Annotated in this window: 18 protein-coding genes and 1 pseudogene; 10 read left to right on the top strand and 9 right to left on the bottom strand. The window is 47.7% G+C overall.

What is annotated here, in order from left to right:
- Positions 1 to 50: 50 nt before the first annotated feature.
- The 4 genes from QWZ05_RS15520 to QWZ05_RS15505 all read right to left on the bottom strand — a co-directional run bounded on the left by QWZ05_RS15520 (position 51) and on the right by QWZ05_RS15505 (position 3,396).
- The gene (locus QWZ05_RS15520) at positions 51 to 1,064 is read right to left on the bottom strand and encodes a Fe(3+) ABC transporter substrate-binding protein (RefSeq protein ID WP_290299305.1); all 1,014 of its coding nucleotides are present in this window, start codon (positions 1,062 to 1,064) and stop codon (positions 51 to 53) included.
- Positions 1,065 to 1,232: 168 nt separating this feature from the next.
- Positions 1,233 to 2,462: an ammonium transporter gene (locus tag QWZ05_RS15515; protein ID WP_264877938.1), complete on the bottom strand. Its 1,230-nt coding sequence runs from the start codon at positions 2,460 to 2,462 to the stop codon at positions 1,233 to 1,235.
- A 25-nt stretch (positions 2,463 to 2,487) separates the two neighbouring features.
- A complete protein-coding gene (locus QWZ05_RS15510) occupies positions 2,488 to 2,826 on the bottom strand; it encodes a P-II family nitrogen regulator (RefSeq protein ID WP_164649095.1) in 339 nt (112 codons plus the stop codon).
- A gap of 204 nt (positions 2,827 to 3,030) precedes the next feature.
- Complete coding sequence (locus QWZ05_RS15505; RefSeq protein WP_264877937.1) at positions 3,031 to 3,396, bottom strand: YacL family protein; 366 nt, start codon at positions 3,394 to 3,396, stop codon at positions 3,031 to 3,033.
- Between the two features lie 134 nt (positions 3,397 to 3,530).
- Here QWZ05_RS15505 and QWZ05_RS15500 point away from each other — a divergent pair, with 134 nt between their 5' ends.
- The 3 genes from QWZ05_RS15500 to QWZ05_RS15490 all read left to right on the top strand — a co-directional run bounded on the left by QWZ05_RS15500 (position 3,531) and on the right by QWZ05_RS15490 (position 7,232).
- Complete coding sequence (locus QWZ05_RS15500; protein WP_264877936.1) at positions 3,531 to 4,685, top strand: sugar diacid recognition domain-containing protein; 1,155 nt, start codon at positions 3,531 to 3,533, stop codon at positions 4,683 to 4,685.
- Positions 4,686 to 4,812: 127 nt separating this feature from the next.
- On the top strand, positions 4,813 to 6,078 hold the full coding sequence (locus tag QWZ05_RS15495) for a GntP family permease (RefSeq protein ID WP_290299302.1): 1,266 nt from the start codon (positions 4,813 to 4,815) through the stop codon (positions 6,076 to 6,078).
- 17 nt (positions 6,079 to 6,095) lie between these two features.
- On the top strand, positions 6,096 to 7,232 hold the full coding sequence (locus QWZ05_RS15490) for a glycerate kinase (RefSeq protein ID WP_290299300.1): 1,137 nt from the start codon (positions 6,096 to 6,098) through the stop codon (positions 7,230 to 7,232).
- Positions 7,233 to 7,314: 82 nt separating this feature from the next.
- On the opposite strand, the pseudogene acnB reads toward QWZ05_RS15490, so the two are convergent.
- The 4 genes and pseudogenes from acnB to hrpB form a co-directional block, all read right to left on the bottom strand.
- A pseudogene (gene acnB / locus QWZ05_RS15485) lies at positions 7,315 to 9,904 on the bottom strand (bifunctional aconitate hydratase 2/2-methylisocitrate dehydratase).
- 245 nt (positions 9,905 to 10,149) lie between these two features.
- Positions 10,150 to 12,468: a patatin-like phospholipase family protein gene (locus QWZ05_RS15480; RefSeq protein ID WP_290299299.1), complete on the bottom strand. Its 2,319-nt coding sequence runs from the start codon at positions 12,466 to 12,468 to the stop codon at positions 10,150 to 10,152.
- Between the two features lie 49 nt (positions 12,469 to 12,517).
- Complete coding sequence (gene mrcB / locus QWZ05_RS15475) at positions 12,518 to 14,935, bottom strand: penicillin-binding protein 1B (RefSeq protein WP_390216782.1); 2,418 nt, start codon at positions 14,933 to 14,935, stop codon at positions 12,518 to 12,520.
- A complete protein-coding gene (hrpB, locus tag QWZ05_RS15470; protein ID WP_290299295.1) occupies positions 14,932 to 17,406 on the bottom strand; it encodes an ATP-dependent helicase HrpB in 2,475 nt (824 codons plus the stop codon). Before hrpB ends, mrcB begins: the two co-directional genes overlap by 4 nt.
- Positions 17,407 to 17,562: 156 nt before the next feature.
- On the opposite strand from hrpB, the gene sfsA reads away from it, so the two are divergent.
- The 7 genes from sfsA to panC all read left to right on the top strand — a co-directional run bounded on the left by sfsA (position 17,563) and on the right by panC (position 23,476).
- On the top strand, positions 17,563 to 18,285 hold the full coding sequence (gene sfsA / locus QWZ05_RS15465; RefSeq protein ID WP_290299293.1) for a DNA/RNA nuclease SfsA: 723 nt from the start codon (positions 17,563 to 17,565) through the stop codon (positions 18,283 to 18,285).
- 132 nt (positions 18,286 to 18,417) lie between these two features.
- Positions 18,418 to 18,864, top strand: a complete 447-nt coding sequence (dksA, locus tag QWZ05_RS15460; RefSeq protein WP_264877928.1) for an RNA polymerase-binding protein DksA — start codon at positions 18,418 to 18,420, stop codon at positions 18,862 to 18,864.
- An 80-nt stretch (positions 18,865 to 18,944) separates the two neighbouring features.
- Entirely contained in the window at positions 18,945 to 19,838 is an 894-nt protein-coding gene (gluQRS, locus tag QWZ05_RS15455) for a tRNA glutamyl-Q(34) synthetase GluQRS (RefSeq protein ID WP_264877927.1), read from the top strand.
- Positions 19,839 to 19,913: 75 nt separating this feature from the next.
- Positions 19,914 to 21,266 carry a polynucleotide adenylyltransferase PcnB gene (gene pcnB, locus QWZ05_RS15450; RefSeq protein ID WP_289960550.1) on the top strand — a complete coding sequence of 451 codons (1,353 nt, stop codon included), beginning with the start codon at positions 19,914 to 19,916 and terminating at the stop codon, positions 21,264 to 21,266.
- Positions 21,263 to 21,748: a 2-amino-4-hydroxy-6-hydroxymethyldihydropteridine diphosphokinase gene (gene folK, locus QWZ05_RS15445; protein ID WP_290299290.1), complete on the top strand. Its 486-nt coding sequence runs from the start codon at positions 21,263 to 21,265 to the stop codon at positions 21,746 to 21,748. The genes pcnB and folK overlap by 4 nt, the downstream gene beginning before the upstream one ends.
- A 23-nt stretch (positions 21,749 to 21,771) precedes the next feature.
- Positions 21,772 to 22,566: a 3-methyl-2-oxobutanoate hydroxymethyltransferase gene (panB, locus tag QWZ05_RS15440; protein WP_290299288.1), complete on the top strand. Its 795-nt coding sequence runs from the start codon at positions 21,772 to 21,774 to the stop codon at positions 22,564 to 22,566.
- Positions 22,567 to 22,576: 10 nt separating this feature from the next.
- The gene (panC, locus tag QWZ05_RS15435) at positions 22,577 to 23,476 is read left to right on the top strand and encodes a pantoate--beta-alanine ligase (RefSeq protein ID WP_290299286.1); all 900 of its coding nucleotides are present in this window, start codon (positions 22,577 to 22,579) and stop codon (positions 23,474 to 23,476) included.
- A gap of 74 nt (positions 23,477 to 23,550) precedes the next feature.
- On the opposite strand, the gene QWZ05_RS15430 is transcribed toward panC, so the two are convergent.
- Complete coding sequence (locus QWZ05_RS15430; RefSeq protein ID WP_289960548.1) at positions 23,551 to 24,321, bottom strand: ABC transporter permease; 771 nt, start codon at positions 24,319 to 24,321, stop codon at positions 23,551 to 23,553.
- Position 24,322: the final 1 nt, after the last annotated feature.

The raw sequence follows: 24,322 nt of genomic DNA, 5'->3' as shown, positions 1-24,322 counted from the left end.
TCTCATAGACCTTTATAAAATTAGGGGTACATTTATACCCCTAGATACTATTAAAGGTCAAACTTCACTTCGTCTAGCAGACGGATTGCTGCTGAATGATATGAAGCAATTTCGTCTAGAGAAATCTTGTCTGCTTTGAAATCCCCCCAAGATTCAACGAGCTCAGAACGCTTAACACCCTCTTTCACTGGGTATTCGTAGTTTACTTCTGCGTAAAGTTGCTGAGCTTTATCTGCCGTTAGAAACTCCATTAGCTTCACGGCGTTGTCACGGTTAGGAGAGTATTTCGCCATCGCCATACCAGAAACGTTTACGTGAGTCCCTTCTGTTTCTTGGTTAGGGAAGTTGATGTAAACCGCGTCAGCCCACGCTTTCTGTTCAGCGTCGTTAACCATCTTACCTAGGTAGTAGCTGTTACCTAGTGATACATCACACAAACCTTCACGAATCGCTTTTACTTGCGCGCGATCGTTACCTTGAGGTTTACGAGCTAGGTTTGCTTTCACGCCTTCTAGCCACGCTTTTGCTTCTGCTTCACCATGGTGAGCAATCATAGAAGAGACGAGAGATACGTTATATGGGTGCTTACCTTGACGAGTACAGATTTTGCCTTTGAACTCTGGCTTGGCGAGATCAGCGTAGTTGAAATCTGCACCTAGCTTACCAACTCGGTCACGTGACGAATAAACATTACGCGTACGCAGGGTCAAAGCAAACCATTCATTCTCATCATCACGGTATTGTGCAGGTACGTTACCTTCAATCACTTCGCTATCGACAGCTTGAACTAAGCCTCTATCTGTTAGCTCTGCAAGGCGGCTAATATCCGTAGTAAGAAGCACGTCAGCCGGGCTGTATTCACCCTCTTGCGCTAGCTTTTCTGCGATACCTTGCTTTGCAAACATGACGTTAACTTTAATGCCAGTCTCTTTCGTAAACTCATTGAACATTGGTTCTACCAAGAAGGGTTGGCGGTAAGAGTAAACATTCACCTCACCAGCAGCAATTGCTGAAGGTGCGATTGATGCACATGCTAGTGCAGAAAGAGTAAGCAATTTTTTCATTGTCTGTCGTCCATATAGTAATTATCAGCGAAACGCGCTGAATTTAATTGTTAATGATAATGTTTATCAATTTCGTTATTATATTTAGTAAACTTTGTTTTGCAATGATCAAAAACAAAAAAAGCCTGCCGTTATACGGCAGACTTTAGAATAAAAAGTAATATCGTTTTACTTAACAGTAACAAACTCTGGGTAAGCACCAACACCACAGTCGTGCATATCCATACCTTCTAGCTCTTCTTCTTCTGTTACTCGGATACCGATTGTCGCTTTTAGTACACCCCATACTGCAAGGCTTGCTGCGAACACCCACCCAAAGATAACGACTGCACCTAGAAGCTGCGCACCGAATGTTGCATCACCATTGCTTAGTGGCACAACCATTAGGCCGAAGAAACCACATACACCGTGTACCGAGATAGCGCCTACTGGATCATCAATCTTAAGCTTGTCTAGGCCGATGATACTGAATACTACCAATGCACCTGATACTGCACCGACGCTCACTGCTGCCAGCGGTGATGGTGATAGAGGGTCTGCTGTGATAGCAACAAGACCAGCTAACGCACCGTTAAGAATCATAGTTAGGTCAGCTTTACCCCAAGTGGTTTTACACACTAGTAGTGCTGCGATTGCACCTGCTGCTGCTGCTGCATTCGTATTTAGGAAGATTTGACCAACGGCTGTCGCGTTCTCAAAATCAGATACCATTAACTGAGAGCCACCGTTGAAGCCGAACCAACCGAACCAAAGGATGAATGTACCCAATGTCGCTAGCGGCATGTTCGAACCAGGAATTGGGAAGATCTCGCCGTTTTTACCGTATTTACCCTTACGAGCACCAAGAAGTATGACACCTGATAGCGCTGCTGCTGCACCCGCCATGTGTACAATACCTGAGCCAGCAAAGTCACTGAAACCAGCTTCTGCTAGGAAACCACCGCCCCAAGTCCAGTAGCCTTCCATTGGGTAAATAAAGCCTGTTAATACCACCGTAAAGATGAGGAATGACCAAAGCTTCATACGCTCAGCAACCGCGCCAGAAACCACTGACATTGCTGTTGCAACAAAAACCACCTGGAAGAAGAAGTCCGACTCTAGTGAGTGGTCTGCGCCTTCACCTTGAGTGCCGATGAGTGCACCAAATGATGGCAACCAACCGCCCTCACCGTTGCCTACATACATGATGTTGTAGCCAACAATCAGGTACATAGTACATGCGATTGCGTATAGACATACGTTCTTAGTTAAGATTTCTGTCGTGTTCTTTGAACGAACAAGACCCGCTTCAAGCATGGCGAAACCTGCTGCCATCCACATCACTAACGCACCCGAAATGAGGAAGAAAAAGGTGTCTAGTGCGTAACGTAGTTCAGATACTGTTACTGAAAGTTCCATAATTGTTCTCCAATCCTTTGAATTCTTAAAGTGCTTCTGTGTCCATCTCACCAGTACGGATACGCACGGCTTGACTTAGGTCATACACGAAAATTTTACCGTCACCAATTTTGCCGGTATGCGCAGCTTTAGTAATGGCTTCAATCACTCGGTCTACATTTTCTGCTTGTGTGGCAATCTCTAGCTTCACTTTTGGCAAAAAGTCTACTTGGTACTCTGCACCACGGTAGAGCTCAGTGTGACCTTTCTGACGACCAAAGCCTTTGACCTCAGATACCGTCATCCCTTCGATACCTACGTCAGCGAGCGCTTCACGCACGTCGTCTAATTTAAATGGTTTTACAATCGCATTGATTAGTTTCATCGCTTCCTCTCCGAAAACATTCATCTTTGGTATGAGCTAACTAATCCAATCTACGTGCCAACTTTTTTAATCCTTATTTTTCAATTACTTACACAAAAACAGTATGACCACTGCAAATGCAACGCACCAAACCAGTGCAACACACTCACAAAAATGAAGCAAAATATTAACAACTCACCATTTCAGTGCATTGACCAGTCGTACCTAGCCGATAAAGTCACGCCACTGCACAAGTAAAGACTCAAAATCATCCAGTCCGCACACTGACTCTGTCTCATTGGAATAGCTTCCTAACTCTTCATCATGCCAATCATCACTCTCATCTTGCACAGTATTGGCTTTTATCGTGACCTCATTGTCATAGATTGAAAGGCTATAACCTTGGCCTAGAAGGTTGATTTCTTTAAATGGGCTAATGCGCGCTTGCTCCAGAAGATCTAAGTGCTTATCAATATTTGTGATTTCGGTGCCTAGTTCAGACTCTACCCATTGAGCGACAGCTTCATGTCCCATACTGCAATAGACAGTATAAGTCCCTAGTAAGGTGTTCTTTTTAAATTCAAAATCCATCATTTGGCCTTTATTGAGGGTCTACTAAACGAGAAAAAGTCGTCCATTATACCATTTTCTCTTTTGTCACGAGCAGCAGAACACAATTGTGGTTATCATCAAGGGTAACCGCTAGGCAGATATTTGGAACCAACATGCAGCTAAATGAAATGATCGCACGACAAATCGTTGAACGAACAATGAAAATCATTCCTTACTCCATCAATGTGATGGACGACAAAGGCAGAATCATTGGCTCGGGTGATCAAGATCGCTTACATCAAAAGCACGAAGGCGCCGTTCTCGCGATTACCGAGGCTCGTGTGGTTGAGATAGATGACGCAACCGCTGCTCACCTCAAGGGAGTGAAACCCGGGATTAACCTGCCTATTTTCTATCAAGAGCAGATCATTGGCGTGATAGGCATATCTGGCACGCCCGAAGATGTGCATCATTTTGGTGAGCTAGTTAAAATGACCGCCGAACTGATCGTCGAGCAAGCTGCGCTCATGTCACAGGTTCAATGGAATAAGCGTCACAGAGAAGAGTTGGTGTTGCAGCTAATAAAGGGCACCACTCTCAACGAAATGCAGCTTAATGCGATTGCCGACAGGCTTGATCTCGACTTGAATCAACCTCGCATCGCTGCGGTCGTCAAAGTGCTACCTAAAAAAGACAAGCCACTGTCACTAGAGCACTTACAACAACTGGTTCATCTGCTCGAGTATCCAGAGCGAGATAACCTTGTCGGGATTTTGTCGGTTTCACTTAATGAGGTGGTAGTCTTAAAACCTATCACATTAACCACGAATGGCTGGTCACAAGAGGCAGAAACGAAACGAATTAATCAGCTGTTACGCCGCGTCAAGAAAGAGGCTAACTTTCAGATTAAGATTGCGCTTGGCGACTACTTTCCTGGGCTCAGTGGGTTGGCACGCTCATACGATACCGCGCAGCTAACACTAAATAGTGTGGCAAATCGCCTTGGGGAAGTGTTCTTTTATCAAGATTATCGTCTGCCAGTGATGATGAGCAGCCTGCTCAATGAGCCTTGGCGACGTGAACAGCTTGAATTGCCATACAAACAGTTACAAAGTGGCGATAGTAAAGGGCTATTGATCAAAACCCTAAAGACCTATTTTGCTCAAAACTGCGATTCAGCTCTCACTTGTGAAAAGCTTCATATTCATCGTAACACTCTCCGTTACCGAATGGACAAGATTGAGCAAGTAACATCATTAAATATCAATAATATAGATAACCTAATGCAACTCTACATTGCGATAAACTTGTTTCACTGGGCCAAGTAGTTTTGTGCATTCGCACAACAAACTAACCGTTATTCCGTTAAAAATTTGTCACTTCTGCTAAAGACTCAACACCGTTCTCTGTCTATATTTGGCGAAAAATAACGCTTAACTATTCTGGACATAGAACATGATTGAAGTCTCTACACTGGGTGCCCTATCCGCTCTTGTTGTTGCGATAGCCCTGATCCTGAAAAAAGTACCGCCCGCCTACGGTATGATCATCGGTGCTCTAGTCGGTGGTATTGTCGGTGGTGTATCACTGACTGATACCGTTAGTTTAATGATTGGCGGTGCGCAAGGTATTGTTACTGCGGTACTGCGTATTCTTGCAGCAGGCGTATTGGCTGGTGTATTGATTGAATCAGGCGCTGCCACATCGATTGCTGAAACCATAGTGAAGAAGGTCGGAGAGACACGTGCCCTGCTTGCGCTTGCGCTCGCGACAATGATTCTGACTGCGGTCGGTGTTTTCGTTGACGTTGCTGTTATCACAGTATCACCGATTGCACTGGCGATTGCTCGTCGTGCTGATATTTCCAAGACAGCCATTTTGTTAGCAATGATTGGTGGTGGTAAAGCCGGTAACGTAATGTCACCAAATCCAAATGCGATTGCTGCGTCTGACGCGTTTAACGTACCGCTGACTTCAGTGATGGCAGCAGGTGTGATCCCTGGTCTATGCGGCATGCTACTGGCTTATTTCATCGCAAAGCGTTTGGTGAATAAAGGCACTAAGGTTGCTGAATCTGAAGTTGTCGCTGTTGACCATAGTCGCTTGCCTTCTTTTGCTGCCGCTATCGTGGCACCACTTGTCGCAATTGCCCTACTTGCGCTTCGTCCAATTGCTGGTATCAACGTTGATCCACTTATCGCCCTGCCTCTCGGTGGCCTACTTGGCGCAGTTGTCATGGGTCGCTTCAGAGACACAAATCACTTTGCTGTATCAGGCTTGAACCGTATGGCACCAGTAGCCGTTATGCTTCTGGGTACGGGTACGCTAGCGGGCATCGTGGCCAACTCTGCATTAAAGGACGGACTGATAGACCTGCTTACTGCATCGGGGCTGCCTTCGTACTTACTTGCTCCTATCTCAGGTGCAATGATGGCGCTTGCTACAGCTTCAACGACAGCAGGTACTGCCGTGGCTTCTAGCGTATTTAGCCACACTATTCTTGAACTTGGTGTCCCAGCTCTTGCTGGCGCAGCAATGATTCACTCAGGTGCAACCGTACTTGACCACATGCCGCACGGCAGCTTCTTCCACGCAACCGGTGGTGCAGTTCACATGGATATCCGTGAACGTCTCAAACTGATCCCTTACGAGTCGGCTGTAGGTCTAATGATCGCCTTCGTTTCCGTCATGATGTTCGGTGTGTTCGGACTGTTTGTTTAAAGATTTAAGGTATTGAAATGAAAATTGTAATTGCTCCTGATTCATACAAAGAAAGCCTAACTGCAATGGGCGTGGCACAAGCGATTGAAAAAGGCTTTAAACAGGTCCTTCCAGACGCTGAATACATTAAACTACCTATGGCAGATGGTGGCGAGGGCACGGTTCAGTCATTGGTCGACGCTACCGGTGGCTCAATCATTCCCCACCCAGTGATTGGCCCACTTGGGCAAATCGTTGAAGGCTTTTATGGCCTATTAGGCGATGGCAAGACCGCGGTGATTGAGATGGCAGCCGCATCAGGCCTGCACCTTGCAGAGCCTGAACAACGTAATCCACTAAAGACCACGACATACGGCACTGGTGAACTGATCAAAGCGGTACTGGATAAAGGCGTTGAGCATATCATCATCGGTATTGGTGGCAGCGCGACTAACGATGGCGGCCTTGGTATGGCGCAGGCTCTTGGTATTCGTATGCTAGATAGCGATGAAAAAGAGCTCGGATTTGGTGGTGGTGAATTGGCTCGCCTCAACACCATCGACCTGACAAACCTAGACCCTCGCTTAGCGAAGGTGCGCCTTGAGGTAGCATGTGATGTTGATAACCCACTTTGCGGCCCGAAAGGTGCGTCACAGGTGTTTGGCCCGCAAAAAGGGGCGACACCTGAAATGGTTGAAGTGTTGGATGCAAACCTTGCACACTATGCTGCCGTTATGAAAGCACAACTAGAAAAAGATGTGATTGATATGCCCGGTGCTGGTGCAGCGGGTGGACTAGGTGCAGCTTTAGTTGGCTTGCTCAGTGCCGAGCTTCGCCCTGGTATTAACATCGTGATGGACGCGGTAAATCTTAGCGAAGTTGTCGCTGATGCCGATCTCGTCATTACTGGTGAAGGTCGTATTGATAGCCAAACTATCCATGGTAAGACACCGATTGGTGTTGCGCGCACTGCGAAAAAATTTGACCTTCCGGTAATTGGTATTGCTGGCTGCTTGTCGGCAGATTGTGGTGTGGTTCACGAGCACGGTATTGATTCTGTCTTCGCTGTGGTTAATCGTTCCGTAGACTTGCCAACTGCACTAGCGGAAGCAGCTGAGAATGTTGAAATCACAGCTCGCAACGTCGCAGCGATAATGAGTTTAACGCGTAAATAATATTCCCCAGCTAGAAACACAAGGGCCGCTATCAATAGCGGCCCATATTCATATCAGCTGAAAAAGTGTTCAAACGCCAGATTTATGCTGGCTCTTGAAAGATCACTTCATCCGCTTTCTTGGTGTACTGTTCCATTTTATGGAAGTTCAAGTAACGGTATGTATCGGCTGCAGTTGCATCGATTTGTTGTGCGTATTCAAGGTACTCACCCATGGTTGGGATTCGACCTAGAATTGCGCCCACTGCGGCAAGCTCAGCAGATGACAGATAGACATTTGCTCCTGTACCCAAGCGGTTCGGGAAGTTACGTGTCGATGTCGACATAACCGTGGCTTTATCAGCTACGCGTGCTTGGTTACCCATACACAATGAACACCCTGGCGTTTCAATGCGAACCCCAGCGCGGCCAAAGATGCCATAGTAACCTTCTTCCGTTAGTTGGTCTTTATCCATCTTAGTTGGCGGTGCCACCCACAAGCGAGTATCAAGCTGGCCAGAGAACTTATCTAATAGTTTACCCGCAGCGCGGAAGTGACCAATGTTCGTCATACAAGAGCCGATGAACACCTCATCGATCTTGGTGCCTTGCACGTCAGACAGTAGGCGAGCGTCATCTGGGTCATTTGGCGCACAAAGAATTGGCTCGTTGATCTCAGCCAAGTCAATCTCGATAACGTGCGCGTATTCTGCATCGCTATCCGCTTCCATAAGCTCTGGGTTTGCCAGCCACTCTTGCATTGCTGTGATACGACGCTCAATGGTACGACGATCGCCATAACCTTCAGAGATCATCCACTTAAGCATGGTGATATTTGAGTTGAGATACTCTTCGATAGACTCTTGTGACAGTTTCACTGTACAACCTGCCGCCGAGCGCTCTGCTGACGCATCTGACAACTCAAATGCTTGCTCAACCGTCAGGTGCTCTACACCTTCAATTTCAAGTACACGGCCCGAGAATTCGTTAATCTTGCCCGCTTTTTCTACCGTCAGTAGCCCTTGTTTAATTCCGTAGTAAGGGATCGCATGAACAAGATCGCGCAACGTAATACCCGGCTGCATTTCACCTTTGAAGCGAACCAAAATAGATTCAGGCATATCTAGCGGCATCACACCCGTTGCAGCTGCAAACGCCACTAGACCCGAGCCTGCTGGGAATGAAATACCAAGCGGGAAACGAGTATGTGAATCACCACCTGTACCAACCGTATCTGGCAGAAGCATGCGGTTTAACCATGAGTGGATAACACCATCACCTGGGCGCAGTGACACACCGCCACGGTTCATAATAAAGTCAGGAAGAGTGTGGTGAGTATTGACATCAACCGGCTTTGGGTAAGCCGATGTATGACAGAATGACTGCATCACAAGGTCAGCAGAGAAGCCAAGACATGCAAGATCTTTCAGCTCATCACGCGTCATAGGGCCAGTAGTATCTTGCGAGCCTACCGTGGTCATTTTCGGTTCACAGTATTGACCGGCGCGCACACCTTCTGCGCCACACGCTTTACCGACCATTTTCTGAGCGAGCGTGTAGCCCTTATCAGAAGCAGATGGATCCACTGGTTTGGCAAATAAGTCGGTATCTTCAAGACCCAGAGCTGTACGTGCACGACTCGTTAAGCCTCGACCGATGATCAGTGGAATGCGACCACCAGCACGTACTTCATCTAGCAGTACTTTGCTAAGTTCAAAACTTGAAATCTCAGCGCCGTCTTTACGAACCACACCTTCATAAGGGTAGATGTCAATTACGTCACCCATATTCATATCTTGAACATTGAGTTCGATCGGCAATGCGCCAGAGTCTTCCATTGTGTTATAGAAAATTGGGGCAATTTTGCCACCTAAACAGATACCGCCAGTGCGCTTGTTTGGAACATAAGGAATATCTTCACCCATAAACCACAGCACAGAGTTTGTCGCTGATTTACGTGAAGAACCTGTCCCGACAACATCGCCAACATAGGCGAGTGGGATACCGTCTTTCTGTAGGTCTTCAATCTGTTTGATTGGACCAACGCTGCCCGGCTCATCAGGATTAATGCCATCACGTTCCATCTTCAGCATCGCTTTCGCATGTACTGGAATATCTGGGCGTGACCACGCATCAGGTGCAGGAGAGAGGTCATCGGTATTGGTTTCACCGGTGACTTTAAAGACTTTAACGGTAATTTTTTCTGCGACTTTCTCTTTCGAGGTGAACCACTCAGCGTCGGCCCAAGACTGCAGAACTTGCTGCGCATGAGTGTTACCCGCTTTTGCTTTCTCTTCTACATCATAGAAAGCGTCAAACATCAAAAGCGTGTGAGAAAGGGCTTTGACAGCGATAGGCGCGAGCAGTTCGTCTTCTAAGAACTCGACCAATGGTGCGATGTTGTAACCGCCTTGCATTGTGCCTAATAGCTGCGCCGCTTTTTCACGGCTGACCAGTGGAGATACCACGTCGCCTTTCGCGACAGCAGTCAGGAACCCGGCTTTTACATACGCCGCTTCATCTACACCTGGTGGGATACGATTCTCTAATAGGTCAAGAATAAACGCTTCTTCACCTTGTGGGGGGGGTCTTTAGAAGTTCAACAAGTCCAGCCACTTGCTCAGCGTCTAGTGGTTTAGGGACAACTCCTTCAGAAGCACGCTCTTCGACGTGTTTACGGTAGGCTTCAAGCACGACTATTTCCTCTCATTGCGGTCCATCCTTATAGTTAGAATAGGATTGGACATCCTTGGAAAACTTGGCAACTCCTTCGCCTTTTCAATCATTTAGCTAAATTGAGGTCACTCTATAAATAAGAATGAACAGCGCCAGAGAGGCCAAACTGTGGGACGTAAGATAGCAAATTTAACGATAAATTAAAATCTCACCACTTTGACCAACATAGCAAGTTGGAACAAAAAGTGATGTTTTTTCAATCGCTACTTAAACGACGTCCCGAGAATTAGATAAACCGAGTCTTTGTTCTCTTCGGTTCGTCCGTAAGCAAACATAATAGGTCCAATTGGGCTATCAATTCCGGCAAAAACTGAACCAGCAACATACAGTGGCGCTTCATCAAAGCGAAGGTCTGTGTCATTCCACACACCACCATATTCCACCGAACCACCAAGATAGACAGGGGACTGGAACATACCAAAATCGTTATCAAACCAGCGGTAGCGGTAGGCTAGGCTACCAAACAGTAAGTTATTACCAATCATACTGTTACGTGAGATACCCGACAAGCTCAAGAAGCCACCGAGCTCTTTAGGATCAACAGGAAAATCCCCACTGGTATTTTCTACAACGCCGTAATCAAAATTCCCAACGATAGTATGTCGCTCAAAACTGTGGGCTGCACTGCCCTGAATTGAAAACTCTTGCACTCGATCGTTGCTAATCTCATCAATAATACCTACTGATTCATTTGGAGTGACATTATCAAGCGAATACAAATACTCTACGCTTAGGTAATAGCCTTTTGTTGGTAATGAAAAACTATCTAACGTATCCAGTCTAAAGTTCACAAACGCGCCAATTCGATCAAAATCCACCTTGCCTGCAGAGCTCACCGTAGAGAATTCAGCTTGTCCTTTAGTGTAGCGACCGCCGAGTTTCATTAAGCGCCACAACTCCGTTTGGAACCCTACAGCTAACTCAGCCTCTATCTTCTTGTAAGAAACAGGAATGAAGTCATCAATAGTATCCAAGCTTGGCTCAGGAATTTCACCTGTATCAAAGTCTAATGGCATGTGACGCTGTTCATCGGTGTATCTCACAGATGACGTAGAAAACCAGTTTAAGCTAGGAGACAGAGGCGTATAAAAGTTGCCCTCTAGCAATTTATCTGTCCCCATCTCCATATTGGTGGTCAGCTCAGCACCATGTTCATTGAGATCGGTAAAATTTATCGAAGCACCGAGCGCATATTGGCTACTCGTGTCAAAGTCATCTTCCAAGAAAAAGCGGAAATTCAGATAGTTTGGTCCCCAGCGCTTCTCTTCAACATTCACTTTTAACACGTTCTCGTCTTCGCGCTTGTCATACTGGTAGGTAACGCGTTCAAAGCGATCCAACACATAAAGCCTATCCACACTCTCTTCAAGCTCTTCAAAGGTCAGTGGACCACCCTCTTCAATCGCTAAGCGGTGCTCAATAACTTTATCACTGTAGTGTGAGCTATTAGCAAGTTCGATGCGATCGACCGAGAGCTCATGTCCAAAGTCGAGTGCATTGCGACGCTGTTGTTTTTGGTCGATATACTTTTGGTATTCTGCGCTAGAAACCGATAGCTTTGCCAATGCAGCATTATTGGCATGAGCGATTTCATACCCTCTATCAAAAGCGGAAGGCATACGGTCAAACTCGGTGGTTTGCATGTCACCCACTTCTGGGTGCATGTAGATATCACCCTCACGCAGCAGAGCTTTTTGCTCTCGAGTGCTACGGCGTACCATATAGTTTGAGAGCTGGTCAGCGACGGTAAATAAGCTGGTAAATTCATCTAACTCTTTGTAGTCACTACTGATATCGACAGCAATCACCACATCTGCACCCATTTGATAGGCAACATCGACGGGCATGTTATTTGTGACGCCGCCATCGACTAGCAAGCGACCATCGATTTCATAAGGAGGGAGTGCACCAGGAACAGACATACTGGCCATCATGGCATCAATCAAATAGCCATCACCGATTACCACAGGCTCAAGCTCCACAATATCACTGGCAACAGAGCGGTAGGGAATCGCTAGCTCATCAAAGGAGTCTAAACGTGAAACGTTACCTGTGGTCTCACGCAAAATTCTCAGCATGCCTTGCCCTTGAACCAATCCTCTCGGGGAGCGGAACTCACCAAAGCCGATACCCAATTCTGGGTTTAGCGTGTAGCGGTCTTCGTACTCTTTATCGCGCACTCGCCTTTCGCTGCGTGCAACACGGTCGCGATAACCATCATTCCATTCAACACTATAGATAAAGCTCTCTATTTCATCCGCCGACATGCCGGTTGCATACAGGCCGCCGACAAAGGAGCCCATGCTGGTACCGGTGACAATATCGATGGGGATCTGCATCTCTTCAAGGGCTTTAATCACACCGATGTGCGCAGCACCTTTCGCACCACCACCAGCAAGCACAAGAGCAATGGTTGGGCGCTCTTTCTCTGATGTGACACGACTCTCTTCACTTGCCGTTGCGACAAGGGGAGAAACCCAAGCCGCAACCGCAGTCAATGTTAAGCAAAAATGACGCAGCATAACTATCCTTGTTGTTTTCATGTAAGGTGCTGATTACGCGTTATATCATCTACCACGTAAACAGCTTTTTCAACCAATCCGTTGGTTGTGATTCACAGCCTTTCTTAAAGTGACCTTGCGGGTCCCAAACCGGCAATGTGGTTTTACTTCGGCAGTCATATTCAAGCGCACCGCTATTTTCTCGGCGAAAGCCAACCGTTGATATTTGTTGCGGCCAAGGCAACACCAACTGCTGTGGAATGCGATCGTTTAAGTAATGAGCATAAACACGCAGTGCACCACTCGAACCGGTGAGCTTTGTCGGTTTATTGTCATCACGCCCCAGCCAAACCGTTGTCACCTCGCGCCCATCAACACCGACAAACCAACTGTCACGGGTATCATTACTTGTGCCGGTTTTGCCGGCTAGTTGCGCCCAGGCAAACTGTGACTGTAAGAAACGCCCTGTGCCGCTTGCGACACCTTGCTTCATTGCGAATGTAGTCAGCCATGCCGCTTGCTCAGGCACTGCGCGTGAGACATGAGGCAATGAATCAAACAGAACCTTACCCTCGTTATCCACCACCGAGCGCAACGCTGACAGCGGCGCAATACGGCCGCTATTGGTCAAGGTTTGATACATCTGAGCAACCTGATAAGGCGTCAGGGTAAATGACCCTAACAACATAGAAGGTACAGGGCGAATTTCTTGTCTATCGACGCCTAACTTTTCAAAAGTGTCGATGACTGCAGGTAAACCCAATGCCATGCCCAATTGTACGGTCGGAACGTTGAGAGACTTTGACAACGCCTCATACAATGGCACGTCACCGCGATACTGACGATCATAATTTCGCGGAGACCAAACATTTCCTTGGCTACCTTTGAGTGATATTGGCTTATCTTGTAGCGTTGTCGCCAGTTGATACTCCTCTGGCTTCTCCAGTGCAGTCAGGTATACCGCAGGCTTGGCCAAAGAACCAATCTGGCGGCTGGCATTCAACGCTCGATTAAAACCATCATAGCCAGTGCGTTTTCCGCCCACCATAGCTCGAATCTCACCGGTTTGACGATCAACAGCAATCGCTGCGCCCTCGAGTCCTGCACCTGAGACGCGCTCGAGATCCGGGACTTTTTGTGTAATCGCCCTTTCTAACTTCGATTGAGAGACAGGATCTAATGAGGTAAATACTTTAAGACCGACGCCGGAACGGAATGCGCTACCAACTTTGTCCGACAGCTCTCGATTCACTTGTTGGAAATAAGCAGGCTGACGACTGGCAATGCGCGGGTTATCTTGAATATCGAGCCCACGGCTGGCCGCTTCATTAAACTCACTCGCCGTCAGCAACTCATTTTGCATCATCAGGCGTAGCACCAAGTCTCTACGCTCTTTTGCTCGTTGAGGGTGACGTATCGGGTTGTAATACGAAGGGCCTTTCACCATACCGACCAATAGTGCTAGCTGATCAATCCTCAACTCTTGGATCGGCTGACCAAAATAGAGTCTGGAAGCCAAGCCAAAACCATGAATCGCTTGCCCTGCGCTATGACCTAAATACACCTCATTGAGGTAGGCCTCAAGAATACGATCCTTGTCGTAGCGATAATCCAACAAGATCGCGATATAGGCTTCACGCACCTTACGCCACAGCGTTCGGTCACTGGACAAGAATAGGTTTTTAGCTAGCTGCTGCGTTAAGGTACTGCCCCCTTGCACTGTGCGCCCTGCCTTGATGTTCACCACCATAGCCCGGGCTATCGCAACAGGAGAAACGCCATCATGCTGGTAGAAGTTACGATCTTCGGTAACTAACAGGGCATCAACCATGATTTCAGGAAATTGATCGCGCTTGAGAAACAGGCGATGCTCACCCACGTTCTTTTCAAGCATGCCGAGCATTTTAGGGTCAATACGCAGATAGCCAAGGTCCCCACCACGATCGAGGGATTGAATACGATTAAGTTGACCATCCCCAAAATGAAGCATCACACGGCGATCACCCTCTGCACCATCCGTAAACTCAAAAGGTCGGCGTATTAACTCAATACGCGTCGATGATGATGAGTATTCACCGGGATATTTGGGCTGTGAGACTTTACGGTAGTTGAGCACATCAAGCTCGTTACGAACCTCTTGAATAGTGATGTCTTGGCCAGGCGTGAGAGTTAAGATTCGCGCATACACCACCGTTGGGAGATCAAACAGCTGCCCATCAAACTTCTGTCTCACCACGGTATCGAGATAGATCCCGACCACGACCAAAACAGCCAACAATGCCAACCCACATTTCCAAGTCAAAGACCAAAATCGTTTGATCCAGCTAGGTTTGTTAGCCGCCCCTTTGCCACCGCTCGTTTTTCGTTTAGCAGGCGCGCGCTTTTTTGCACTCGCCTTCTTCGTGGTAGACGCGCGTTTAGTTGCTGGCTTCTTTGCCGCCGGTTTCCTGGTTGGTTTTTTCTGTTCTGTCATGATCTTGTTCTTTATTTTCCGAGCTGGCGTTTGGTTTTGGTTGTCGCTTGATGCTGAGCGGGATCATCCGGCCAAACGTGCTTCGGGTAGCGTCCCTTCATCTCTTTTTGTACTTCACGGTACGAACCAGACCAAAAACCTGCGAGATCTTTCGTCACCTGCAGTGGGCGTTGAGCAGGCGATAACAATTCAATCACCACCGCCACTTTACCCAACGCAACTGTCGGCGATTGTGGCTCACCAAACATCTCTTGCAGTCGTACCGACAGCATTGGCTCCTTACCTTGCTGATAGTGTAAGCGCTGCGAGCGCCCCGTTGGCAATGTCAGCCCTTTAGGCACCCATTTATCAAGATGTTGATTCAAAGGCCACCCCAAACGAGCTAGTAGCGCCTGCGAAACATCGACTCGACTCAACTGCTTCACACTATTCACTTCATTAAGGTAGGGTAATAACCAGCTCTCAATGTCATCCGTGAGTGATTGTTTATCCATCAATGGCCAAGATTGCTCTGGCAGCCAATCAATAGCGCACAGAATTCTCTGGTAGAGCTGCTGTGCTGGCTCATCCCAATGCAAGATATCTAGCCCTTTACGTTGCACGTAGCTAAGCAGCGCTTGAGCCATTTGACTTTGGTCGGGCTCCGGTAGGGCCTCTCTCGCAATCACTAACTGACCAATCTTTATCTGTTTTTCAGCCAGCAAGCGCCCTTTCGAGTCGCTCCAGTCCACTTGCTCTCGCTGTTCAAATAACATTGGCGCATTTTGCTGTAAGGATTCAATATCTAGCGCACAAGCGGCTTGAATCACGCTCGGTTTACCCAAAGAGCGCAATACATCAATGGCTACGAGATAATCTTGGTGCTGAAACAGCGATTGGTCATAGACTTGCGCGCCATGACCATTCGCAAGGCGAAAATCTTGCGTCAGTTTTGAGCGGCGTTGAGCTATGCGATCAGGATAGCCAAGCGCGAGAACTTCACCGATACTCTCCTCAGCAATAAGCTTTATATCCACTTGCATCTTGAACTTACGTGCTAAGCCATCAATACGCTTGCGCACCAGCGCTTGACGATCATGCCGTCCTGATTGCAATCGGTGCAATGAGTATGCTAAATCCGTGACATTACGCTCTAGCTCTTCAATCAGTGCCGCCGCCACTATCGCTGCGGTTAGGTGTTTCGCTCCTAAGCGCTCAGATTGTAATAGCATGCTCGCCAAACGAGGCTCTAAACCCAATTGATAGGCACTTTTTCCCATGGTGGTTAAACGATGAGATGCATCTATCAAGCCTAAGGAACACAGTAGGCCAAAAGCTTGATTCATCGCCGCCGCCGGCGGTAAATCTAGCCACTGAAGATCTGCGGCGTCTTGTGTCCCCCAGTTGAGTAACTCCATCGCTAAAGGAGCAAGATCAGAGTGCAGAATATCTGGACTTGCCACCATAGGCTGCTGGTTGAGTTGCGATTCCGAGTAGAGGCGCAGACATAAGCCCGCCTCTAGGCGTCCTGCTCGACCACTGCGCTGCTGCGCCGAAGATTGCGCAATCCTTTGCTGCTCAAGACGTGTCATTCCGGTGGATAAGTCAAAACGAGCCACTCGCTCGAACCCAGAGTCCACCACCATGCGGATGCCTTCAATCGTCAGCGAGGTCTCAGCTATATTGGTGGCCAAGACTACTTTTCGCCGACCATTTTGACAGGGAGCAATCGCCGCTTGCTGCTGCTTAAAGTCCAGCGCGCCATGCAATGGAAATACGTCGATATTCTCATCGAGCGGCAGCCCATCTCTCAACAAACCCTCGACTTGCTTAATGGCGGCAACACCAGGCAGAAATGCCAAAAGAGATCCACTTTGGGTTGCCATAAGATGCTGAATTTGCGCACTCATCACCGCGGGAAGGCGTTCATTTTGTGATAAGGGGCGGTAGCTGTGGTCGACCGGGTATTGCCGACCTTGTGATTCAATATACTCCGCCTCTGGCAACAGCAGCTTCAGCGCTTGGTCATCCAATGTCGCTGACATCACCACCAGCGTTAAGTCATCACGCAGAGCCGCTTGTATCTCAAGACTCAACGCTAATGCCGTGTCAGCGTGAAGACTGCGTTCGTGAAACTCATCAAACAGAATAATATCCACATCCGTCAGCTCAGGATCAGACTGGATCATGCGGGTCAAAATCCCTTCGGTCACTATCTCGAGTTTTGTGCTGCTACTCGACTTACTCTCACCTTTGATTCGATAGCCCACACGATGCCCCACAGCTTCACCACATTGCTGGGCAATATAGTGAGCAATGCTTTTCGCTGCTAATCGACGAGGCTCAAGCATAATGATCTTGCCACTGCCTTGATGCTGCTCGAGGAGTTTTAACGGGAAGTAAGTGGATTTACCTGCGCCTGGCGCGGCTTTTAAGATCACTTGAGCGTGCTTTTCAACCGCTTGAAGTAGCTGAGGTAAAACCTGATTGATGGGTAGTTGTGACAAGTCACGAGTCCTGTGATGTAATGCTTTGCCAACATTCTAACGCCAAGCAAGCATATCCCCAAGCAACCATATCCCGAAAAAGCTTAACGGTCGCTTGATGATATCGAACAAAAACAATCAGCAACTTGGCCTCAATACGACTAAGCTCAATAGATTATGAAATTTGACCCAAAACTCGAATCAGCCACCTTGATAAAGCGCTACAAGCGTTTTCTCGCCAACATCACCCTGCCTGATGGCTCTATGCGTACGATACACTGTGCGAACACTGGGGCAATGACAGGGTGTGCCGATGAGGGTGACACCATCTGGTTCTCAACCTCAGACAACCCGAAGCGAAAATATCCAAATAGTTGGGAGCTAACACAAAAGCCCAATGGCAATGTCATTGCGATTAACACCATTCGCGCCAACCAACTGGCGGTTGAAGCGATAAACAATGGCGTCATTACTGAGCTGCAAGGTTATGAGACACTGCGAACAGAAGTAAAATATGGTCAAGAGAGTAGTAAAATTGACATATTACTCGAAGATAATCAGCGCCCTTCGTGCTATATCGAGGTCAAGAGTGTCACACTGCTCGACAGTGAACAGAACGGTCAAGGTTACTTCCCTGATGCCGTCACCACTCGTGGGCAAAAACACCTTCGAGAGCTTATTGAGGTCGCAAATTCAGGCCAAAGGGCAGTATTGTTGTTCACTATTTTGCATTCAGGTATTGAAAAAGTGTCTGCTGCCCACCATATAGACGCGAAATATGACCTTTTATTGAAACAAGCACAAGCCGCAGGCGTAGAAGTACTGTGCTACAAAGCACAACTTTCACCGCAGACGATTCAGTTACAAAAGGCAATAGAATTTATTAATTCTGAGCATTAAAAATGCTGCCGTGTTCACATTGATAAACTCTTTGTCAGGGAACGTTTGCCACACTTGTTGCTTTCTGCTATAGATACCCGCCTTATAACAACTGTAGGAAACAGTTGTCTAGGTGTTATTAGGAGATGCTGTATGCCAGAATCTAAGAAAAAAGCGCTAGGCATCCTAGCTATTGCTGGAGTTGAGCCGTACCAAGAAAAAGCAGGTGAAGAGTATATGTCACCTGAGCAGTTGGCTCACTTTGAAGTAATTTTGAAAGCTTGGCGCGACCAGTTACGTCATGAAGTTGACCGCACTGTTCACCACATGCAGGACGAAGCAGCAAACTTCCCAGATCCTGTTGACCGTGCTTCTCAGGAAGAAGAGTTCAGTCTTGAGCTTCGCAACCGAGATCGCGAACGTCGTCTAATCAAGAAAATTGAGAAGACACTCAACAAAATCGAAGAAGATGATTTCGGTTTCTGTGAGTCTTGCGGCATTGAGATCGGCATTCGCCGTCTTGAAGCACGCCCAACGGCTGATCTTTGTATCGACTGTAAAACACTTGCAGAGATCAAAGAGCGTCAAATGCAAGGTTAATCTTGCCTTTGTCAACGTCCATGAGGGAGCTTAGGCTCCCTTTTGTTGTTTTTGAACGCTAGGATAATTTGCAGATAACCATGACACAGTATATTGGTCGTTTCGCCCCCTCTCCGTCTGGCCCGCTCCACTTTGGCTCACTGATGGCTGCGCTGGGCAGTTACTTTCAAGCCAAGTCACAGCAAGGCCAGTGGCTGGTAAGAATAGAAGATCTCGACCCACCAAGAGAACAACTTGGTGCGGCAGACTCGATACTGCGAACGCTCGAGAACTATCAACTCCATTGGGATGGCAACGTGGTTTATCAAAGCCATCGCCATGACCTTTACCAGACGCAAATTGAACTGTGGTTATCAAGTGGTGAAGCTTACTATTGCCAATGTACACGCAAACAAATCAAAGCCATGGGTGGCTTTTACAACGGCCACTGCAAGCCACTTAACCACCAAGACCCAGCGGGGTGCGCAGTCCGTCTGCATATTGATCAACCTGTGACAGAGTTTACTGACCTTAAACATGGTCAAATTACGCTGCCGCAAGCATTGGCAGAAGAAGATTTTATCATCAAGCGCCGTGATGGCTTATACGCCTACAACCTAGCGGTCGTCCTTGATGATATCGACCAAGGCGTTACCGAAGTGGTTCGTGGTGCCGACCTGATTGAGCCTACGGGTCGACAAATGTCACTGTATCATCAATTAAAACAGCCGACCGTCAGCTATCTACACCTGCCGCTCGCCCTCGATGAAAATGGCAACAAACTGTCGAAACAAAACCACGCACCGGCGATTGATGAGCTTGATACACAAGCAACATTATTACGCGCAATGCACTGTTTGGGCTTTGCCATTGAACCGTCACTCAAGGATGGGACGATAGAAGAAATCATCCAATGGGGCGTTCAACATTGGACGATCTCACAGCTTCCAGAATCGACAGAAATCACACCAAGATTCTCAAATGGCTCGGTCTAGGCTATTATTAGCCGCAAATTGCGTGCTCAAGCGAATACGAGAGCACTAAAACGAATACAAAAATATCGAAACTTCATGAACATAAACGACCAAACATCGATGATATATCCAGAGCTGTCGCTAAATATTCTTGCTCGCGAGCAACACAATATTTCGCGCAAACAGATCAGTGATAACGCGCTTAAAGTCCTTTACCGACTAAATGGGGCTGGCTTTCAGGCCTTTCTCGTTGGTGGTGGCGTTCGCGATCTCCTGCTTGGCGGTCAACCTAAAGACTTCGATATTGCGACTAACGCAACGCCAGAGCAGATCAAAGGCCTGTTTAGAAACTGCCGCTTGATTGGCCGTCGTTTCCGTCTCGCCCATATCATGTTCGGCCGTGACATTATTGAAGTAGCCACTTTCCGTGGCCACCATCAAGAGACCACCAAAAACGTCTCACAAAAATCAGATGCAGGCCTATTGTTGCGTGACAATGTCTACGGCACTATCGACCAAGACGCAGAGCGTCGCGACTTCTCTATCAATGCGATGTACTACAGCATTGAAGACTACAGTATTCACGACTACGCTGGCGGTGTTGACGACTTAGAAGACAAACTGATTCGCCTGATTGGTGACCCTGAGACGCGTTACCGCGAAGACCCTGTGCGCATGCTGCGTGCTGTACGCTTTGCTGTGAAACTGGACTTCGACATCGAAGAAGACACTGCCGAGCCTATCGAGCACCTTGCTCCGCTACTGCGTGATATTCCCGCTGCGCGCCTGTATGAAGAGTCGTTAAAGATGCTGCAATCGGGCTATGGTCTTGAAACCTATCACCTGATGCGTGAATACAACCTATTCCAACAGCTCTTCCCTCGTGTTGCGGAGTTCTTCACTGAAGACTATGAATCACCGACTGAGCAAATGCTGGACCTTGCCTTAGATTCAACAGACCAGCGTCATGACGAAGGTAAGCGTATCAACCCTGCATTCATGTTTGCTGCTATCTTATGGTATCCAGTAAAGGCCCTAGCTGATCACTTCATGCAGTCACGTAAAATGACCGAATATGATGCGATCATGGAAGCCGGAAATGTCGTGCTTGATGAGCAAGTTCGTAGCACAGCTATTCCTCGACGTCATACCGCAACCATTCGTGAAATCTGGCAGTTACAACTGCGTCTACCTCGCAGAACAGGCAAGCGCGCCTTCCGCCTAATGGAGCTCAACAAGTTCCGTGCCGGCTTTGATTTCCTAGAGATGCGTGGCGAGATTGAACAAGGTGAAACGAAAGAGCTTGCAGAGTGGTGGTCAACCTTCCAAAATGCTGGCCGCAACATGCGCCAAGCGATGGTCGCAGATTTAGATGACACGAGCGGAAAGTCACCACGCCGCCGCAGAAGTCGCAGTAACCGACCAAAGAAGAGCAAGCCTAAGTCATGATCACTGTCTACATAGCGATTGGCAGTAACATGGCTACGCCAGTTGAACAAGCTCAACTGGCAATTGAAGCATTAAAGACTCTGCCAAAGTCACGCTTTATTGCTTGCTCCCAGCTTTACAGCAGTACTCCAATGGGTCCACAAGACCAACCGGATTACATCAATGCTGTGGCTGAAATTGAAACTGAATTAACGCCGATTGAACTACTCGATTGCACCCAAGCGATTGAGTTAGAGCAAGGGCGTGTCCGTAAAGAAGAGCGCTGGGGCCCGAGAACCCTCGACCTAGACCTCATCCTCTACGGCAATGAGGTGATAGACTCTGAGCGCCTGACCATTCCACACTATGGAATGAAAGTGAGAGAATTTGTCCTCTACCCGCTTGCAGAGATCGCACCAAATTTAACGCTCCCTGATGGGACTGAGCTCCAAGACCTCATTCAGAAGGTCGACAAAAATGGGCTCGACGTTTGGCAATCATAGCCAAATCCTAGTAAGGAAAAATCATGAAAAAAATCAATATCAACGACCTTATGAAGTGGAAACACGAAGGCCGTAAATTTGCTAGTTCAACTGCTTATGACGCTAGCTTTGCCCAACTTTTTGAAAGCCAAGAGATGCCTGTTCTGCTTGTAGGCGATTCTCTGGGTATGGTTCTACAGGGTAAAAACGATACGTTGCCAGTGACTGTAGACGATATCGCGTACCACACGCGCTGTGTACGTGCTGGCAGCCCAAGTAGCCTACTGATGGCTGATATGCCATTCATGAGCTACGCCACGCCTGAGCAAGCTTGTGAGAGCGCAGGGCAACTCATGCGTGCTGGTGCAAACATGGTTAAGCTCGAAGGCGGTGACTGGCTTGTTGATACCGTAAAAATGCTCACTGAACGCGCGGTACCTGTGTGTGCTCATTTAGGTCTTACACCTCAGTCAGTCAACATCTTTGGCGGCTACAAAGTTCAAGGTCGTGAGCAAGACAAGGCAGACCGTATGGTACGTGATGCATTAGCACTGCAAGAAGCAGGCGCACAAATTGTGTTACTTGAGTGTGTGCCAGCGGATCTCGCTACACGCATCACAGAAGTATTGGATGTTCCTGTTATCGGTATTGGTGCCGGTAATGGCACAGATGGTCAAATTCTCGTTATGCACGATATGTTTGGAATTTCAGCCAATTATATGCCGAAGTTCTCAAAGAACTACCTTGCAGAGACTGGCGATATGCGTAAAGCCGTTGCAAAATACATCGAAGAAGTGGAAGCAGGAAGCTTCCCTGATGCCGCGCATACCATAGCCTAGAGGAATCAGCATGCAATCATTTGATGATATTGCGTTACTACGTGAGCAAATCAAGCTCTATAAGCGTGAAGGTCGTAAAGTCGCTTTTGTTCCAACGATGGGCAACTTGCACGAAGGTCATTTAACTCTCGTTCGTAAAGCACGCGAGCACGCGGATGTCGTTGTAGTCAGCATCTTTGTTAACCCGATGCAGTTTGATCGTGCTGATGACTTGGCCAACTACCCGCGCACTATGGACGCTGACCTAGAAAAACTCTCAGCTGAAGCCGTCGACATAGTGTTTACACCAACGCCAGAGATGATGTATCCACAGGGTCTAGACTCGCATACTTCAGTTGAAGTTCCTGGCCTGTCAAATATCTTAGAAGGCGCTTCACGCCCAGGTCATTTCCGTGGTGTTGCCACGGTTGTAACAAAGCTGTTCAACATTGTTCAGCCTGATGTGGCTTGCTTTGGTAAGAAAGATTTTCAGCAACTTGCGGTGATCCGTAAGATGGTTGAAGACCTAGCAATGGACATCAAGATTGTTGGTGTCGCGACCGTTCGTGAAATGGATGGGTTAGCGATGAGTTCTCGCAATAACCTACTTACCATCGATGAGCGTCAACGCGCGCCAGTCTTGGCTCGTACTATGCGCTGGATCAGCAGTGCTATTCGTGGTGGTCGTGATGATTACGCCTCAGTGATTGAGGATGCGAACGATCAGCTACGTGCTGCGGGTCTAAACCCAGACGAAATCTTTATTCGCGACTCACGTACGCTTCAAGCGATCACGCCAGAGTCTAAGCAAGCGGTAATTCTGATGTCGGCTTTTCTTGGCAATGTGCGTTTGATTGATAATCAAACCCTTGATCTCGCGACAGAGAAAGAAGAGCCTGCTGCTGAAGAGAGTAACTCTGAAGCCAACTAAATGGCATGCTTGAACACAGTAAATACAGAAAGGGTCAGCACTTGCTGACCCTTCTTATATCTGCCTGACAACGCTTAACTACGCAAGCCAATACCTTTACTCACAAGGTGGTGAGCAATCGCATACAGCACGACAACAAAGATACTTAGCACACCAAAAGAGGTAACGATACCCACATCAGATACACCTAAGAAGCCGTATCGGAACGCGTTGACCATATACACAATCGGGTTGATCTTAGACACCCCTTGCCAAAAGTCTGGCAGTAAGCTGATTGAGTAAAACACACCACCGAGGTAAGTCAGAGGGGTTAGCACAAAGGTTGGAATAATCGAAATATCATCAAAGGTCTTTGCGAAAACGGCGTTAATCAAGCCTCCAAGAGAAAAGACTACCGAGGTCATAAAGACGGTCGCAACGATGATCCCCCAATGTTCAACCTGCAGATCAACAAACAACAGTGACACTGCGGTAACAATGGTTCCCACCAATAGACCACGAGTCACGCCTCCCATCACAAAGCCTGCGATAATCACGTAGTTCGGCACCGGGGCAACCAACAGTTCCTCAATGTTTTTCTGGAATTTTGCGCTGAAAAATGAAGAAGCCACATTCGAGTACGAGTTAGTGATCACTGACATCATGATCAAGCCTGGCACGATGTACTCCATGTAGCTAAAGCCACCCATTTCACCAATACGCGATCCGATCAGGCTGCCGAAGATGATGAAGTAGAGCGTCATGGTGATCGCAGGCGGTACTAGGGTTTGCACCCAAATACGGGTAAAGCGGTTTATCTCTTTGGTCAAAAGACTCTTAAATGCGGTCCAGTAGAGTTGATACATG

This window comes from Vibrio agarivorans (assembly GCF_030409635.1).
Lineage (GTDB): Bacteria > Pseudomonadota > Gammaproteobacteria > Enterobacterales > Vibrionaceae > Vibrio > Vibrio agarivorans.
Note: the sequence above shows the minus strand (reverse complement) of the source record. Positions and strands in the feature narration are given on the sequence as shown.

Coding starts and splice junctions, on each gene's coding strand:
- QWZ05_RS15480 (WP_290299299.1), bottom strand. CDS start 12,468: ATGCTGCGTCATTTTTGCTTAACATTGACTGCGGTTGCGGCTTGGGTT.
- gluQRS (WP_264877927.1), top strand. CDS start 18,945: ATGACACAGTATATTGGTCGTTTCGCCCCCTCTCCGTCTGGCCCGCTC.
- dksA (WP_264877928.1), top strand. CDS start 18,418: ATGCCAGAATCTAAGAAAAAAGCGCTAGGCATCCTAGCTATTGCTGGA.
- QWZ05_RS15490 (WP_290299300.1), top strand. CDS start 6,096: ATGAAAATTGTAATTGCTCCTGATTCATACAAAGAAAGCCTAACTGCA.
- panC (WP_290299286.1), top strand. CDS start 22,577: ATGCAATCATTTGATGATATTGCGTTACTACGTGAGCAAATCAAGCTC.
- QWZ05_RS15505 (WP_264877937.1), bottom strand. CDS start 3,396: ATGGATTTTGAATTTAAAAAGAACACCTTACTAGGGACTTATACTGTC.
- QWZ05_RS15495 (WP_290299302.1), top strand. CDS start 4,813: ATGATTGAAGTCTCTACACTGGGTGCCCTATCCGCTCTTGTTGTTGCG.
- pcnB (WP_289960550.1), top strand. CDS start 19,914: ATGAACATAAACGACCAAACATCGATGATATATCCAGAGCTGTCGCTA.
- panB (WP_290299288.1), top strand. CDS start 21,772: ATGAAAAAAATCAATATCAACGACCTTATGAAGTGGAAACACGAAGGC.
- QWZ05_RS15510 (WP_164649095.1), bottom strand. CDS start 2,826: ATGAAACTAATCAATGCGATTGTAAAACCATTTAAATTAGACGACGTG.
- QWZ05_RS15500 (WP_264877936.1), top strand. CDS start 3,531: ATGCAGCTAAATGAAATGATCGCACGACAAATCGTTGAACGAACAATG.
- QWZ05_RS15515 (WP_264877938.1), bottom strand. CDS start 2,462: ATGGAACTTTCAGTAACAGTATCTGAACTACGTTACGCACTAGACACC.
- QWZ05_RS15430 (WP_289960548.1), bottom strand. CDS start 24,321: ATGTATCAACTCTACTGGACCGCATTTAAGAGTCTTTTGACCAAAGAG.
- QWZ05_RS15520 (WP_290299305.1), bottom strand. CDS start 1,064: ATGAAAAAATTGCTTACTCTTTCTGCACTAGCATGTGCATCAATCGCA.
- folK (WP_290299290.1), top strand. CDS start 21,263: ATGATCACTGTCTACATAGCGATTGGCAGTAACATGGCTACGCCAGTT.
- sfsA (WP_290299293.1), top strand. CDS start 17,563: ATGAAATTTGACCCAAAACTCGAATCAGCCACCTTGATAAAGCGCTAC.